Source organism: Flavobacterium sp. LHD-80 (assembly GCF_030929605.1).
Lineage (GTDB): Bacteria > Bacteroidota > Bacteroidia > Flavobacteriales > Flavobacteriaceae > Flavobacterium.
Genome location: NZ_JAVFVS010000001.1, coordinates 499,282 through 514,459, shown reverse-complemented (window position 1 = coordinate 514,459; position 15,178 = coordinate 499,282). Strand labels below are relative to the sequence as shown.

Here is a 15,178-nt window from a genome sequence, read left to right as displayed (position 1 = left end):
TTATCTACTGTAAAACTGAATTTTAGTTTCCCATAATTCAGCTGGCAAAAATAGTAAAAAATAGTCTACTAATAATTCTAAACAATATATTATATCGCATTTTTTGCCCGAATGTTAAAATCTCATCCATAATTATGCCAAATTAATTCGTACAATTCTTACCTTTGTTAGTAAACCTCTATATATGTTTGATCGCATCTCGAAATTCACGAACAGTACTTCTTTTTTAAATGCCTCAAAAGTAACCATTGCTTCTGTAGTTCCTGTCTTGATTTTAAACTTCTTAGGACATTTTGAAATTGGATTTACCATTGCGCTTGGAGCATTTTATACGTATCCAAGTGATATTCCAAGTTCGTTGAGCCATAAAATAAAAGGACTTATTGTAGCTTCTTTTATTGTTTCGGGAGTTAATTTGTTGGTAAACTTTACCTACCCTTATCCGGTTTTGTTTTATCCTTTCTTAGGGTTTTTATTGTTTTTGTGTTCTATGATTTCGGTTTATGGACAACGCGCAACATTAGTATCTTTTTCTGCTTTACTTTCGATTTCATTATCATTTGGTCATTTACATCAAGGTTGGGAAGCGTTTGAATATGCTGGATTTATATTTATTGGAGGCATTTTGTACTTAATCGTATCGCTTGTCTTCCACTTTATACAACCTTACAAATATGTTGAACTGGAAATTGCAGAAGGAATAAAACTTACCGCTAAATACCTCAAATTAAGAGGTGATTTGTGGAATCCAGAAGCAAATAGAGATGCTATTACGGAAAAACAATTAGCGGTTCAAGTTGAATTGAATTTGATTCATGAAGATTTACGAAAAATGCTTATTGGTAATCAAAATACTTCGGCAGCAACGGCTCAAAATCGAAAGATGTTATTAGTCTTTATTACTTTGGTCGAAATTCAGGAACTTGCTTTATATACTTCATTTGATCACAGCAAACTTCATGAAAAATTTGCCAAACATCCAGAAGTACTTAGAACGTATCAAAATGTAGCATATAAGTTAGCTTCGACCTTAAAAAAACTTTCTAAAAATGTACATCACATTGCCGTCTATGTCGATAAAAATGATTTAAAAAACGAATTGGACGCTCTTGAATTTGCCATTTTTGATTATGAAAAAAGTTTAGGCAAAGAAGAAGCTTCAGAAGGCGTTTTGATGCTGACAAATATGCTGAAATATGCTAGAAATCAAGTTGGAAAAATCAAAATTATTCAGCGTGCTTTCTCGCTTGCAATGCAGTCTTACAAGCTAAAAGATAAAGATAAGGAACTTGAAAAATTCCTAACACCACAATATTATCCTTTAAGAACTTTGACTGAAAATTTAAGCTTTTCATCTTCTATTTTCAGACATTCTTTGCGATTGACGATTACAATTCTGATTGGTTTTTTGATTGGAAAAATCCTTCCTTTTCAAAATGTCTATTGGATCTTATTGACCATTGTGGTTATTATGCGTCCGGGTTATGGACTGACAAAAGAGCGCTCGTACAATAGAATTTTCGGAACTATCTTAGGAGGATTATTTGCTTTCGGAATCGTATCGGTTGTTCAAAATCATATTGCATTGAGCATCTTTTCAATTGTCTGTATGCTTTTGGGAATTTCTTTCACTCAGATAAATTACAAGATAAGCGCCACTTTCGTGACGATGTATGTTGTTTTTATCTACGGAATTTTAACGCCAAATGTTGTCGAAGTAATTCAGTTCAGGATTTTAGATTCGCTTGCTGGAGCTATTTTGGCCTTTTTAGCAAATCAGTTTTTGTGGCCGGCTTGGGAGTTTATAAATACACCGATTCATATTGAAAATTCGATTCGGTCCAACCGAAATTATCTTAAAGAAATCGCTGATTTTTATAATAAAAAAGGTGAAATTCCAACTTCGTACCGCTTAGCCAGAAAACATGCTTTTGTTGAAATTGGAAATTTGATGACTTCGTTTCAGCGTATGATGCAGGAACCAAAATCAAAACAAAAAACATTGCCTTTGGTAAATAAATTAGTAGTACTAAATCACTCTATTTTATCAGCTTTGGCTTCATTATCAACTTATATTCAGTCGCATCAGACAACATCGGCATCAGATTCATTTAATTATATAATCAAAACGATTTTATCAAATTTAGACCATTCCATTTCTATTTTGAAAAATGAAACGATTATAAATGATACTTTTTTTGATAAAGAAGATGTAACCCTGCAGTTTGAAGAACTGAAACGAAAAAACTTTACGCGTCTGGCCGAAGATGACGAACTTGACAAAGAAACACGTCAAGCCAAAATGCAAGAAGCTCAATTAGTAATTGAACAATTGATCTGGATGAGCAATCTTGCCGAAAAGATTTTAAAAATAACAAAGGAATTAAAAGCAGCAAATCCAGATTAATCAATCTGGATTTGCTGCTTTTCTATATATAAAAACTTGGATTTTAGTTTAATTTCAAAACTTCAGAAGTCTCTTTTCTGAGTTTAGCTAAAAGCTCAGGTTTGTCATTTAATGTTTGTCCGTAAGAAGGAATCATTTTTTTCAATTTTGCTTCCCATTCTGGTGTTTTGATTTGATTTGTAAAACATCTGCTTACAAGGTCAACCATAATCGCTACAGCAGTTGATGCACCTGGAGAAGCCCCTAATAACACTGCTAAAGTTCCGTCATGCGTATTGATTACTTCAGTTCCAAATTCTAAAACTCCACCTTCTTTTTCATCTTTCTTGATAACCTGAACACGTTGTCCAGCTTTTTCTAATTTCCAATCTTTTGAACGTGCAGAAGGCAAATATTCGCGAAGTGCTTTCATTCGGTCTTTTGGAGACTGACGTACTTGCTCGATTAAATATTTTGTCAACGGAATATTGTGATATCCGGCAGCTAACATCGGAATTAAATTGTTTGATTTTATAGATAATGGTAAATCTAAATAGGAACCATTTTTCAAGAAACGAGTTGAAAAACCTGCAAATGGCCCAAAAAGCAACGCTTTTTCACCATCAATTACACGAGTATCAATATGAGGTACAGACATTGGAGGTGCGCCAACACTTGCTTTACCATAAACTTTAGCCTGATGTTTTGCAATAACTTCTGGATTTGTACATTTTAGCCATTGACCGCTTACTGGAAATCCTCCGTAGCCTTTCCCTTCAGGAACATTTGCTTTTTCTAATAAAGGCAATGAACCTCCACCAGCTCCAATAAATACAAAACTAGTATAGGCTTTTCGTTTTTGTCCAGTTGAAAGATCAGTGATTTTAATTCTCCATGATTTGTCTTCACGTTGTTTTAATTTCTTAACCTCATGATTAAAAAACAAACTTACACCATCCAATTTTTCAAGATAATTAAACATGCTTCTGGTCAAAGCACCAAAGTTGACATCGGTACCAATTTCCATATGCGTCGCCGCTAATGCTTCGTTATTCTCTCTGCCTTCCATTACTAGTGGCATCCATTTTTTCAATTGCTCGAAATCAGTACTGAATTCCATTTCAGAAAATATTGGATTGCTTTGCAATGCCTCAAATCTTGTTTTTAGGTATTTTACGTTTTTATCACCCCATACAAAACTCATGTGAGGAACGCTTTTTATGAAATTTTCGGGAGAAGGCACTTTCTTTTCTTGTACCAAATAAGACCAAAATTGGCGTGAAATTTCAAAAGATTCTGCTATGCTGATTGCCTTTTTAGGATCAATACTTCCATCAGCCTTTTCTGGTGTATAATTTAATTCACAAAAAGCAGAGTGCCCTGTTCCTGCATTATTCCATGCATCAGAACTTTCTGCTGCGGCAACATCCAGTCTTTCGTAAATTTCAATTTTAATATCCGGTTGCAGCTCTTTCAAAATTAATCCAAGAGTTGCACTCATAATTCCAGCTCCAATAAGCACTACTTCACTATTAGAACGTATTGTATTGTCAGGCATAACAGTATTTGTTTTTAAAAATGCAAAGGTACTTTTTTCAATCGCAAAAAAAAACTAAAATTTGCATGATAAAAGTTAGGAAATCATATTTTTTTCTAAATAAAGTGAAATTTTTAAGCCCGAAACTTAAAAACGGTTAGAAGAAAGATAGTCTTGAAGCATAATCGTTGCAGAAATTTCATCGATCAATCCTTTGTTTTGACGCTGTTTTTTGCTCAGTCCGCTGTCGATCATGGTTTGAAAAGCCATTTTTGAGGTAAAACGCTCGTCAACACGAACCACTTTCATGTCGGGAAAAATATTTGAAAAATGAGTCACAAAACCTTTTATTATTGAAGCACTTTCTGAAGGAAGTCCGTTCATTTGTTTTGGCTCGCCAATTAAAACCGCTTCGACTTTTTCTTTGGCAAAATAATCTTTTAAAAAATCGATTAAAGTATTGGTCGGGATTGTAGTTAAGCCTGATGCAATAATCTGCATTTCATCGGTAACAGCAATTCCGGTGCGCTTTTGTCCGTAGTCTATGGAAAGTATTCTTGGCATTTTAAAATTTTTATCAAAGATAACTATTTTAATTTTTTGATTTCAATAATCCAATATTCTAAAAACCAAAAAAAATCCGCTTTAAAAAACTTCAAAGCGGATTCACCCAAAATATTCAAAACCCTAAAAAATTCAATTACCTATTAAATAGTCTTCTAAAAAAACCTCTTTCCTCCTCTTCTTCCTCTTCAAGCTGTTGTTCATACTGCAAAAACTTAGATTGTGATTTTTCATGTTCAAGAATCAACTCCTTAATATATTCAACATACGATCTCTTTTTCTCTTCCAGAAAACCAATTAAATACTTTTCACTAAACTCTACACCGCTAGCCGCTTCAATCTGCAAAAGCTTTTTGTACAAAGGTTCAATGTGTAGCGAAACTACTTCGTGCGGGACAGATTGTCTTCGTCCAAAATAATTTACAATCACTCCATTTTCATCTTTTGCTATTTCAAAATCAGTAATCACCCAATAATATCGGCCAGATTTTGCTAAATTTTTTACAATGGCATGAAAATTTTTTCCTTGCTTCAAATTTTCCCAAAGCACTTTAAAAATAACCTTTGGCATATCTGGATGCCTTATAATATTATGTGGCTGTCCCATCAATTCATAATCTTCATATCCCGAAACATCAACAAACACTTCATTGGCATATTCTATAATACCAAAGGCATTTGTTTTACTCATAATGACTTGCGTTTTATCCCAAGTAACTTCTTTATCAATTACTGCAATTCTGTTCTGGAGTTGATTTTCTTGATTCATACTATACTGCTTATAAAATTTGTTTTGGAATGGTTTTAATTAATTCTATTTCCGCTTTTTCAGAATTAATGCTGCGAAAGTAGTTGGAAGAAAAAAGGCAAAATCTGATTTTTGTCATATTTTGATATAAAAAAAACTTTTGATGGCTTTTAATTTAATTAATAAATACATTCAGATTTCTTATTTATCAAATTAAAAACAAAATGTTACATATATAACATTTTCAAAAAGGTTTTACTTTTCCGCTTTTCCACAAATACGTTATCTTTGCCAAAAATTAAAACTTATGAATTCTTTACAGACTATAATTGAACAAGCTTGGGAAAACAGAGCTTTATTACAAGAAACTGCTACAACTGATGCTATCAGAGAAGTTATCGAACTAGTAGACGCAGGAAAATTACGTGTTGCTGAACCTGTAGGTGAAGGCTGGCAAGTAAACGAATGGGTTAAGAAAGCAGTTGTAATGTATTTCCCAATTCAAAAAATGGAAACATGGGAATCTGGTATTTTTGAATACCACGACAAAATGTTACTAAAAAGAAATTATGCTGAAAAAGGAATTCGTGTAGTGCCAAACGCAGTTGCACGTTACGGAGCTTATATTTCTAGCGGTGTTATTTTGATGCCTAGTTATGTAAATATTGGTGCTTATGTTGACGAAGGAACTATGGTTGACACTTGGGCAACTGTTGGTAGCTGTGCACAAATTGGTAAAAACGTACACTTGAGCGGTGGTGTTGGAATTGGTGGCGTTTTAGAGCCATTACAAGCAGCTCCGGTAATTATTGAAGATGGTGCTTTTATTGGTTCTCGTTGTATTATTGTAGAAGGTGTTCACGTTGGAAAAGAAGCTGTTCTTGGTGCTAACGTATGTTTAACTGCTTCAACAAAAATTATCGATGTTACTGGTGATGAACCGGTTGAAATGAAAGGTTTTGTTCCTGCACGTTCTGTTGTAATTCCAGGAAGCTACACTAAGAAATTTGCTGCTGGAGAATTCCAAGTTCCATGCGCATTGATTATTGGTACTCGTAAACCATCTACAGATTTAAAGACTTCATTAAATAATGCGCTTCGCGAATACGACGTTGCAGTATAATTTTTAGAAAATCCGAATTAAAAAATCCAAATTCCAACCTTATAATTGGAATTTGGATTTTTTTTGCTTCAATTTGTAACCAACAAAAAAAAGATTCTATTTTTTCTATATGAAGATACTTGTAATTCAGCAAAAAATGATTGGGGACGTTTTGGTCAGCAGCATTATATGCAACAATCTGCGTACTGCTTATCCCGACGCTCAAATAGATTATCTCGTTTATGCTTCTACAACTCCAGTTTTAGAAGGAAACTCAAGTATCGACAACATTATTTTGTTTGAAGAAAAACACCGTAAAAACAAAAAAGAACTTTTGAAACTTGGTTTACAAATTCGAAACGAAAAATATGATCTTTTAATTGATGCTTATTCAAAATTAGAAAGCTGGATCCTGGTTTTATTGAGTAATGCGAAAAGAAAAATTTCCTATAAAAAACCAGGCAGAAACTTTTTGTATACCGACAATGTCCCTTTTGAACCTTTCCCTAAAACAAATTTGGGATTAGCAATCGAAAGACGTTTGTCCTTATTAGAACCTTTGGATTTAAAAATTAAAATTGATCCAATTCCGAAATTGTTTGTTTCTGAAAGAGAAAATCAGGAAGCAATTGCTCTTTTTGAAAAACATCAAGTTCAAAAAGATAGAAAAACCGTAATGATCAGTTTATTGGGTAGTGAAACTTTAAAAACTTATCCTTTAGAATTTATGTCTAAAGTGGTTGATTATGTTGCTGATCATGCAGATGTAAATATTCTTTTTAATTATTTTCCGAAGCAGATTGAAGAAGCAAAAATCGTTTTTAATGCTTGCAAATCTTCTACACAAGAAAAAATTTATTTTGATTTATTAGGTGGAGATCTTCGTTCATTTATTGGTCTAGTTAATCAATGCGATTTGATTGTTGGAAACGACGGCGGTGCAATAAATATGGCAAAAGCTTTAGAAAAACCTTCTTTTATTATTTTTTCTCCTTGGATCGAAAAGAAAATCTGGGCTACTTTTGAAGATGGCGTTCATCATCTTTCCGTTCATTTAAAAGATTACAGACCTGATTTATTTGAGGAAAAAACTGAAAAAATGCTCAAAAAAGAAGCGTTGTCTTTATATCAGGAATTCAAACCTGAATTTTTTAAGGATAAAATTGAATTGTTTTTGAATCAAAATCTAAGCGTTTCTACAAAATGATTTTGCCGGAAAAACAACTTTTAACGGCTTTGGTCATTACCTACAATGAAGAACAGAATATAAAATCGGTTCTTGATCATTTGGCTTTCGCCGATGAAATTATCGTGGTCGATTCTTTCAGTACAGACAAAACTTTTGAAATCGCTTCAAGCATACCGCGCGTTAAAATTGTACAGCGTATTTTTGACAATTTTGCCTCACAACGAAATTATGCATTGAGCCATGCATCGCATTCCTGGATCCTTTTTGTGGATGCAGACGAAAGATTGACACCAGAACTTCAAAACGAGATAAGTTTTGTAATCCAACAAAAAAATAGTGCCTCAGCTTATTTTGTAAGGAGAAATTTTATGTTTGAAGGCAAAAAATTGCGTTTCAGCGGTTGGCAAACTGACAAAATCATTCGTCTTTTCAAAAAAGAAAATGCATTTTACAATCATGAAAAAATTGTTCACGAAAAGCTTGTTGTATCTGGAAAAACGCAAAAATTAAAAAACAAGCTTACTCATTATTCGTATTCAAATTTTGAAGATTACAAGCAAAAAATGATTTTTTACGGACAACTAAAAGCGCAAGAGGAGTTTTTAAAAAATACGCAGCCCAACTTTTTTCATTTTTATATCCGTCCCGTTTATCAGTTCGCAAACCAATATTTATTAAGACTCGGATTTCTAGACGGTAAAAAAGGCATAATTATTTGCTATTTAAACGCGCTGAGTGTCTCTGTGCGCTTTCAGAAACTAAAAAAACTTCAATCTGAAAACTAGGCTTTCCAGAATTTAAGTTTCTTTTTCAGCCTTTTCTTTCTCGCAAATTCTTCTTGAAAATCAGAAGTTGCTTGCCACATTTTTTCAAAAATTTCGACCTCTGTTTTTTCAGTATAAAACTTTGCATACTCATTGCTCATCACCGCAATCATTTCCTTCTTTGGCGTTAAGCGGCTAAAGTTGTTCATGCGTTGTTCAAAACTCATATTTTCATGAAAATTCATTCGGTTTAAATCGACCAAAAAGAAATCGTATAAACCTTCTGAAGTTTTTTTAATCAAAGTATTTCCTGGCGAATGATCCAAAAACTCAACTCCTTTTTCGTGAAGATCAAAAGTAAATTTGGTAAACTGTCTCAGAATATTGTCATTATCTGGATATTCTGGATTTTCAACTAATTCTCTATAAGTCAATTCGGTTACTAAATGTTCACTTGCGTAATAACTGTCTTTTAAACCTAAAAAATTAAAATTTTCAAGAAATGCAATTGGTTCAGGAGTTCCAATATTCTTTTCTAATAAAATAGTAGCATATTCAAATGAACGTCTGGCTTTTGATTTTCTGAAATATTTGTACGCAATCTTATTTACGATATTCGGAATTTTGAATGATTTGATGTTAATCGTTTTTCCATTCAATTCAAACAATTTAATTTTATTTCGGTCTCCATTTCCAAAAAGTTCGCCCGAAGTATGAAAATTTTGAATAAGAGAAAGAATATCTTTTGAGCTTTTTACGGCTCCAGAAAATTTAAATTTCGCAGTCATACAATAGTTATGAATTTATTACTTTTTTATACGCTTCAGCTGTTTTCTTAGCAATTACTGGAGCTATAAAACCTTCATTAATGGCTATTTTGCCTTTTTCGATAAAACTTGCTCTCAACTCATTATCATTCAAAAGTTTATCTATATTATCACCTAAACTTTTAAAATCTTTAATTGGAGAAATAAAACCGTTTATGCCGTCAGTAATCACTTCGGGAACAATACCAACTTTAGTTGAAACCACTGGAGCACCAATCAACATCGCTTCTAAAACTGAAGTCGGACCGCCTTCTCTTTGTGAAGTCATTAAAAAAACATCAAACTGTTTGTTCAACCCAGATGCGTCCTCAATTGTATTTGTAAAAATAACATTATCCGTCAGATTTTTTTGTGCCGCAAGTTTTAGATATTCGTCAGTACGTTTTGAAAAGTTGCCAATTTGAAAAAATACAAGGTCTTTTCTGTTCAGCACATTTACTAGATAATCAGCTGTATTTATTAATGTTACTATATCTTTTGCATCTGTATGATTAGCAATGTTTCCAATTATAAATTTGTCCTCAGCAATATTATATTTCTCTCTCAAATTAACACTTGGATTTTTCTTTAAAATCTCCAACGGAACACAATCTGGAACAACCGTCAATTTAGGTTTATTTAAAACTGAAAGAACTTCTGCAAAATTGTTTTTAACGGCATTTGAAACACAAAAAACAGCATCAATCGCTTTTGAATTGTATTTAAACTTACTGACAAAACTGCTGCTTGCACTGATCGCTTTTTTTGAAAAAACAACTTTCGCATTCAATTTTAAAAACAAATTGCTTAAAACGTAAAATGTCAATGAATTGCTGGTGTGAAGATGAATCAAATCTGGCTGGACTGCTTTTACAACTTCTTTAAATTGCTTATAATTTGAAAACTTCACCAATTTTCTGTCTTGAGCTGGGATGAAAGAGATATTATTCTCTAAAGAAAGCTTTTCGAGCACTGTATCTTTTATTCCAAAAACAACATTTTCAACTTCTAATTTATTCAATTCAGGAATACAATAAACCAATTGCTGTTCGTTTCCTCCCCAGGCTTTCGCTCCAGAAATGTGCAGTATTTTCATATTTTATAATATTTCTTTAGGTATGCAAATATAAGGTTGTAATTATAAAAATACAGATAAAAGATCAATTAAGAAACTCTGCAAATCGGAATCATTATCTTTGCATTTCAAATAGCATTAAAATTTTACAATGAACGAAGAAATAATTAAAGCTTACGAAGTCATTAAAGAAGGAGGAATTATTCTTTATCCAACTGATACTGTTTGGGGAATTGGTTGCGACGCTACTAATCCTGAAGCTGTTGCCAAAATCTACAAATTGAAACAACGCGCCGAAACACAAAGCATGATTGTGTTGATGAACGGGGAAAAAATGATGTACAATGTATTTAAAAATATTCCAGAAGTAGCTTGGCAAATTTTAGATTTATCTGAAAAACCAACTACTTTAATTCTTGACGATGCCAGAAATGTGGCTCACAATGTTATTTCAGCTGACAAATCACTTGGAATTAGATTAGTAAAAGAGCCTTTTTGCTTTAAGTTGATGGAAAGAATGAAAAAACCATTAGTTTCGACTTCTGCCAATATCTCAGGACAGCCAACGCCAATGTCGTTTAAAGAAATTAGCCCTGAAATTATTAATGGAGTTGATTATGTTGTAAACTTATATCGCGATAAAGTTGGCGGAAAACCATCGACAATTATAAAATTGACAAACGATTCACAGGTAAAAGTGATACGTAAATAGTTTTTTTTGTTTCAAGTTTCAGGTTTCAAGTTACAAGCAGAACGTGAAACCTGAAACTTGAAACCTGAAACTTTAAACCGTTTTCAAACTCTCAATAAGCCAATCGATATCTTCTTTAGTATTGTAATGGCTGAATGAAATTCGGAGATTTGGTAATTTTAAATCGGTTTCTGAAAGCATTTCTTTTAAAACATGTGACGGTTTTATGCTTCCTGATTGACATGCGCTTCCGCGGGAAACTGCAATTCCTTTCATATCCAGACTAAACAACAACATTGAAGTTTTATCTGAAGAAAAAGGCAAAATTATATTGATGATATTATAGAAATCGTCTTTTTTTCCGTTAATTCTAAAACCTGGAAAATGAATTTCGAGCTGTTCAATAAGATAGTTTTTTAAGCCCGAAATATAAATTCTTTCTTCATTCAAATTTTCATACGAAACAGCCAAAGCTTTCGCCATTCCAGCAATTTGATGAACAGCTTCGGTACCAGCGCGAAGGCCTTTTTCCTGTTCACCGCCAAAAATCAAAGGTTGCAATCCTGAATTTTTTCGAACAAACGCAAATCCGACTCCCTTTGGACCATGGAATTTATGTGCGCTTGCCACGATAAAATCAACTGGTATTTTTTGTAGATCGATTTCTGTTTTCCCAACCGACTGCACAGTATCAGAATGAAATAAAGCACTGTATTGTTTGCAAATCACACCAACTCGCTCAAGATCTAAAATTGTCCCTGTTTCGTTGTTTACATGCATTAAGCTTACAATTGTCTTTTTATCTTCTGATAATAAATTAGACAAATGCGTTAAATCGATACTTCCATCTGAATTTACATTGACATAATCGACTTGAATAGCATAATCAGATTCTAAAGCCAAAACAGTATATAAAACAGCGTGATGCTCAATTCTAGAAGTAATAATTCGTTTTACGCCAAGATCTTCAACCGCAGAGCGCAAAATCCAATTATCCGCTTCAGTTCCGCCAGAAGTAAAAATAATTTCCTGTGCTGAACAGTTTAAATGTTTGGCAATGCTTTTTCTGGAAAGTTCTAAAATAGTTTTGCCATTTCGTCCAAAACTATGCGTAGAAGACGGATTACCAAAATCTTCTGTCATTACTTTTGTCATTTCCTGAATCACTTCAGGACGCATGGCGCTCGTAGAGGCGTTATCGAGATATACTTTTTTCATTACTGCAAAGTTATAAAATATCAATTGTCCAATCTTCAATATCATTTGCCAAATTTTTCACTATTTTTGACCCAAATAAAATTACGATGAAAAAATATGCAAGCCTTCTGTTATTTGCGCTTTTATTAAACGGCTGCGATGATGGTGATTTAACTGTAGAAACCCTTGATTTTAAAGATGTGGCTGCTACAACCTGTGACCCTACAACTAATACCCTGATCTACAAACTTAAACCTCAGGAAACGTTGCTATTGCAGATGCCTGAAGGCAAACTTATAAATGATGCTACAGTAGATGGTAAACCATTAGTTTATGATATTGATGACAAAACCTTTCGCTTTTTTTACAGAGCATATGACGGCGCAGTTTCAGTATCAAATGTTTGTGATGCAATTCCTCCAGCGACACCAAACGTTAATCAGGAATGGCGTGCACTTTCTGGTAAGTTACAAATTGTAACTGAACAAATAAACAAAACTCCAGCTCCAGCTGATGGACATACAGAAATTGTTGGATATAATCACAATATTACTTTAGTAAATGCGACTTTTTCAAAACCAGGCCCAGTACTAGTTAATGATGAATATGTTTTTGGAGATTTCAAAACAACTGCTGAACCTGTTGTTGTAGCTTTTACAGATGAAGTTGCAAAATACTGCAACGTTCAGTTTAAAGTTTATAACAATAATTTATCAAACGCACTTGTTATAGAAAATTTAGACAAATCATTAATTGTAGATGAAGATACTCCAACAGGACAACCAAGAAAAAGCTTAATTAGTTTACCTACAAAAGATCCGGCTGTTACATCAAATAATTTATATTACAGAATATATTCTGGTAATTTACCTGAATTACCTAAAGAAAAATATTTCTGTGTAGATGCAACTCCAACCACTCCAGCGGTAAAAGATACTTGGGTAGGCGTGGCAGGTGTTGCAAATGTAAGTGGAATTATAGAAATCACTACAACCCATACTCTTAAAGTTTATAAACATAAAGTATATATCAAAAATGCAACAATGAAAAAAGGAAACAGTACTTTTAAACTGGCTACCGATTTTTATTTAGGAGAAGTAACAACAATAGCTCCATAAATACAACATAATAATTTGCTTAAAAAAGCACTTTTAAATTCTTACAAAAAAACATCCGTTTTTCAAGCTGAATTCTTAACAGAATCAGAGCGAAAAACGGATGTTTTTTTATGCTTTAAAAACGACAATTTTAAAGCCTGAAAAATAATTTATTTATTGTTTTGCCTAAAATAAACTTCGGTTGCACCAAGACCATATTTTTGATAATTGGCATCTTGGAAATCTAATCCATCATAACGGCCTAAAAGAAAATCAAGTTCGGCTTTTAAAATTCCTTCGCCGACACCGTGAATAAAAACAATTTTTGGAATTCTGTTTTTAATTGCAAATTCAATATGTCTTTTTGCTGTTTCAGTTTGCAAAGTCAAAATATCATAATTCGACATTCCGCGTTTATTTGGAACTAATTTTTCGATATGCAAATCAAATTCAGGCGCCGAAATTTCGCGCTTATCTTTCTTTTCTTTTACAAAACTTCTCGGTTTTGGCTCTGTTTTCTCTTTCGAAATTTTATCTAAATCAATTCTTTTAATAGAATTCATTAAATTACTGGTTTCCTGAATTTTAATTAATTCATTGACAAAAAATGTCATCGTAAAACCATCCTCAGTTTCGATCAAAACTTCGTTGTTTTTCACTTGAACTACCGTTCCGTTTATAGCTTCGTCTAAAACCGAAACCTTATCTCCTTTACTCAACATCGTCTTCGTCTTTATCTTGATTTTTACTTGGCGTTTTTGCACTTAGCTGCATCATTCCGTACATGAAAACTACAATTGCAGCAATCATGATATAGATATTTTTATCTTCAGAAACTTGCTCATAAAGCGCTACTCCAATGGCAAGAATCATTATTAAAATTTTAAAAGCTTTCATTTTTATTTCGGTATAAGATTTCAAAAGTATAAAACTTTAAAATAGTAGTTCGTTTCTTTTAAATTGCGATCGAATATTTTTTCGTAAAATTGCAAAAACCATCTCCTTGAATTTAGACCATTACATGATCCCTTGCCTGTTCAAATACCTCTTCGGATTTGACTGTCTTGGCTGTGGTTTTCAGCGCTCTTTATTCTTACTTTTTCAAGGCGAATTTTTAGCCGCTTTTAAAATGTATCCGGCGCTTTATTCTACTCTATTTTTTTTCGGGTTTTGTGTTTTTTACTTTTTCGACAAATCAAAAAAATACAAAAAGCTCATTTGGAATTTAGCTTTTTTGAATCTATTTTTTGTTGTTTTTGGTTATTACCTCAAACACTTTTACTTTTAATTTTTGTCCCGAAGCCTCGGGATTATTTTTTGATCTGATTCAAAATATCGTTCATCATTTCGATTTGAACTTTTTGAATTTCGATCAATTCTTGTTGCTGATGCATGATCAAATGATCGATTTTATCATGAATCATTCTGATCTCTAATTCTGATTTTAGGTTGATCATAAAATCTTTTTTAGCACGGTTTCTGTCTTTTTCTTCCTGACGATTTTGGCTCATCATAATTACTGGCGCCTGCAATGCAGCGATGCACGATAAAATCAAATTAAGCAAAATAAATGGATACGGATCGAAGCCTTTATTCACCAAAACCAAAACATTTGCACTAATCCAGATGACAATAAAAAGTACAAACGAAATAATAAAAGTCCAGCTTCCGCCAAAATCAGCTACTTTGTCAGCTATTTTTTGGCCAAAGTTTCTTGTTTCGTCTTCATCTTCAACAATACTTACTATAGATTTGTCTTCTTTTAAAGATGAAATAACACTTTTTTCAAGATCTGAAAGCATTCCGATTTCACTAGATAAATAATTCGAAATATATTTTTGACGATAATCATTTAATTCCTGAACCGAAATACAATCATCGTCACAAAACGAAGGATAATCTTTGATAATTAGGCCAAGAATAGGATCATGAATTGATTTTCCGCAGATTTTCTCACTGTCTGGCAATTCAAGACCAGAAATAGCACTTTTGAAAGTTGAAATATTTTTCATTTTTAAAAAT

Annotated in this window: 16 protein-coding genes; 7 read left to right on the top strand and 9 right to left on the bottom strand. The window is 32.8% G+C overall.

The window, feature by feature from the left end; all coding sequences use genetic code 11:
• Positions 1-184 precede the first annotated feature (184 nt).
• Positions 185-2,407: an FUSC family membrane protein gene (locus RB619_RS02205; RefSeq protein WP_308093599.1), complete on the top strand. Its 2,223-nt coding sequence runs from the start codon at positions 185-187 to the stop codon at positions 2,405-2,407.
• A 43-nt stretch (positions 2,408-2,450) separates the two neighbouring features.
• Here RB619_RS02205 and RB619_RS02200 read toward each other — a convergent pair whose 3' ends face one another.
• The 3 genes from RB619_RS02200 to RB619_RS02190 form a co-directional block, all read right to left on the bottom strand.
• Positions 2,451-3,944 carry a malate:quinone oxidoreductase gene (locus RB619_RS02200; protein WP_308093597.1) on the bottom strand — a complete coding sequence of 498 codons (1,494 nt, stop codon included), beginning with the start codon at positions 3,942-3,944 and terminating at the stop codon, positions 2,451-2,453.
• A 126-nt stretch (positions 3,945-4,070) separates the two neighbouring features.
• Positions 4,071-4,487: a Holliday junction resolvase RuvX gene (gene ruvX / locus RB619_RS02195; protein ID WP_144337179.1), complete on the bottom strand. Its 417-nt coding sequence runs from the start codon at positions 4,485-4,487 to the stop codon at positions 4,071-4,073.
• A gap of 136 nt (positions 4,488-4,623) precedes the next feature.
• Positions 4,624-5,256 carry a PAS domain-containing protein gene (locus RB619_RS02190; RefSeq protein WP_308093592.1) on the bottom strand — a complete coding sequence of 211 codons (633 nt, stop codon included), beginning with the start codon at positions 5,254-5,256 and terminating at the stop codon, positions 4,624-4,626.
• Between the two features lie 286 nt (positions 5,257-5,542).
• On the opposite strand from RB619_RS02190, the gene RB619_RS02185 reads away from it, so the two are divergent.
• From RB619_RS02185 to RB619_RS02175, 3 genes are all read left to right on the top strand, one after another.
• Positions 5,543-6,358 (top strand): 2,3,4,5-tetrahydropyridine-2,6-dicarboxylate N-succinyltransferase, encoded by an 816-nt coding sequence (locus tag RB619_RS02185; protein WP_308093590.1) that lies wholly within the window; start codon positions 5,543-5,545, stop codon positions 6,356-6,358.
• Positions 6,359-6,467: 109 nt separating this feature from the next.
• Positions 6,468-7,544, top strand: a complete 1,077-nt coding sequence (locus RB619_RS02180) for a glycosyltransferase family 9 protein (RefSeq protein ID WP_308093588.1) — start codon at positions 6,468-6,470, stop codon at positions 7,542-7,544.
• A complete protein-coding gene (locus RB619_RS02175) occupies positions 7,541-8,311 on the top strand; it encodes a glycosyltransferase family 2 protein (protein WP_308093586.1) in 771 nt (256 codons plus the stop codon). Before RB619_RS02180 ends, RB619_RS02175 begins: the two co-directional genes overlap by 4 nt.
• Here RB619_RS02175 and RB619_RS02170 read toward each other — a convergent pair.
• On the bottom strand, positions 8,308-9,078 hold the full coding sequence (locus RB619_RS02170; protein WP_308093583.1) for a Kdo domain containing protein: 771 nt from the start codon (positions 9,076-9,078) through the stop codon (positions 8,308-8,310). The two genes, RB619_RS02175 and RB619_RS02170, sit on opposite strands and share 4 nt — an antisense overlap.
• 7 nt (positions 9,079-9,085) lie before the next feature.
• Positions 9,086-10,192: a glycosyltransferase family 4 protein gene (locus RB619_RS02165; RefSeq protein ID WP_308093579.1), complete on the bottom strand. Its 1,107-nt coding sequence runs from the start codon at positions 10,190-10,192 to the stop codon at positions 9,086-9,088.
• Positions 10,193-10,322: 130 nt separating this feature from the next.
• On the opposite strand from RB619_RS02165, the gene RB619_RS02160 reads away from it, so the two are divergent.
• Positions 10,323-10,883, top strand: coding sequence for an L-threonylcarbamoyladenylate synthase (locus RB619_RS02160; RefSeq protein WP_308093577.1), 561 nt, complete (start codon positions 10,323-10,325; stop codon positions 10,881-10,883).
• Positions 10,884-10,955: 72 nt separating this feature from the next.
• Here RB619_RS02160 and RB619_RS02155 read toward each other — a convergent pair whose 3' ends face one another.
• Positions 10,956-12,080, bottom strand: coding sequence for a cysteine desulfurase family protein (locus RB619_RS02155; RefSeq protein ID WP_308093575.1), 1,125 nt, complete (start codon positions 12,078-12,080; stop codon positions 10,956-10,958).
• An 86-nt stretch (positions 12,081-12,166) separates the two neighbouring features.
• Here RB619_RS02155 and RB619_RS02150 point away from each other — a divergent pair, with 86 nt between their 5' ends.
• Entirely contained in the window at positions 12,167-13,177 is a 1,011-nt protein-coding gene (locus tag RB619_RS02150) for a hypothetical protein (protein ID WP_308093573.1), read from the top strand.
• A 149-nt stretch (positions 13,178-13,326) separates the two neighbouring features.
• On the opposite strand, the gene RB619_RS02145 is transcribed toward RB619_RS02150, so the two are convergent.
• Together RB619_RS02145 and RB619_RS02140 are read right to left on the bottom strand one after the other, a co-directional pair.
• Complete coding sequence (locus tag RB619_RS02145) at positions 13,327-13,878, bottom strand: Smr/MutS family protein (RefSeq protein WP_308093569.1); 552 nt, start codon at positions 13,876-13,878, stop codon at positions 13,327-13,329.
• Positions 13,868-14,053: a hypothetical protein gene (locus tag RB619_RS02140; protein WP_308093567.1), complete on the bottom strand. Its 186-nt coding sequence runs from the start codon at positions 14,051-14,053 to the stop codon at positions 13,868-13,870. The genes RB619_RS02145 and RB619_RS02140 overlap by 11 nt, the downstream gene beginning before the upstream one ends.
• 124 nt (positions 14,054-14,177) lie before the next feature.
• Here RB619_RS02140 and RB619_RS02135 point away from each other — a divergent pair, with 124 nt between their 5' ends.
• Positions 14,178-14,444 (top strand): DUF2752 domain-containing protein, encoded by a 267-nt coding sequence (locus RB619_RS02135; protein WP_308093975.1) that lies wholly within the window; start codon positions 14,178-14,180, stop codon positions 14,442-14,444.
• A 22-nt stretch (positions 14,445-14,466) separates the two neighbouring features.
• Here RB619_RS02135 and RB619_RS02130 read toward each other — a convergent pair whose 3' ends face one another.
• The gene (locus RB619_RS02130) at positions 14,467-15,168 is read right to left on the bottom strand and encodes a DUF1003 domain-containing protein (RefSeq protein ID WP_308093565.1); all 702 of its coding nucleotides are present in this window, start codon (positions 15,166-15,168) and stop codon (positions 14,467-14,469) included.
• Positions 15,169-15,178: the final 10 nt, after the last annotated feature.

Coding starts and splice junctions, on each gene's coding strand:
- RB619_RS02205 (WP_308093599.1), top strand. CDS start 185: ATGTTTGATCGCATCTCGAAATTCACGAACAGTACTTCTTTTTTAAAT.
- RB619_RS02200 (WP_308093597.1), bottom strand. CDS start 3,944: ATGCCTGACAATACAATACGTTCTAATAGTGAAGTAGTGCTTATTGGA.
- ruvX (WP_144337179.1), bottom strand. CDS start 4,487: ATGCCAAGAATACTTTCCATAGACTACGGACAAAAGCGCACCGGAATT.
- RB619_RS02190 (WP_308093592.1), bottom strand. CDS start 5,256: ATGAATCAAGAAAATCAACTCCAGAACAGAATTGCAGTAATTGATAAA.
- RB619_RS02185 (WP_308093590.1), top strand. CDS start 5,543: ATGAATTCTTTACAGACTATAATTGAACAAGCTTGGGAAAACAGAGCT.
- RB619_RS02180 (WP_308093588.1), top strand. CDS start 6,468: ATGAAGATACTTGTAATTCAGCAAAAAATGATTGGGGACGTTTTGGTC.
- RB619_RS02175 (WP_308093586.1), top strand. CDS start 7,541: ATGATTTTGCCGGAAAAACAACTTTTAACGGCTTTGGTCATTACCTAC.
- RB619_RS02170 (WP_308093583.1), bottom strand. CDS start 9,078: ATGACTGCGAAATTTAAATTTTCTGGAGCCGTAAAAAGCTCAAAAGAT.
- RB619_RS02165 (WP_308093579.1), bottom strand. CDS start 10,192: ATGAAAATACTGCACATTTCTGGAGCGAAAGCCTGGGGAGGAAACGAA.
- RB619_RS02160 (WP_308093577.1), top strand. CDS start 10,323: ATGAACGAAGAAATAATTAAAGCTTACGAAGTCATTAAAGAAGGAGGA.
- RB619_RS02155 (WP_308093575.1), bottom strand. CDS start 12,080: ATGAAAAAAGTATATCTCGATAACGCCTCTACGAGCGCCATGCGTCCT.
- RB619_RS02150 (WP_308093573.1), top strand. CDS start 12,167: ATGAAAAAATATGCAAGCCTTCTGTTATTTGCGCTTTTATTAAACGGC.
- RB619_RS02145 (WP_308093569.1), bottom strand. CDS start 13,878: ATGTTGAGTAAAGGAGATAAGGTTTCGGTTTTAGACGAAGCTATAAAC.
- RB619_RS02140 (WP_308093567.1), bottom strand. CDS start 14,053: ATGAAAGCTTTTAAAATTTTAATAATGATTCTTGCCATTGGAGTAGCG.
- RB619_RS02135 (WP_308093975.1), top strand. CDS start 14,178: ATGATCCCTTGCCTGTTCAAATACCTCTTCGGATTTGACTGTCTTGGC.
- RB619_RS02130 (WP_308093565.1), bottom strand. CDS start 15,168: ATGAAAAATATTTCAACTTTCAAAAGTGCTATTTCTGGTCTTGAATTG.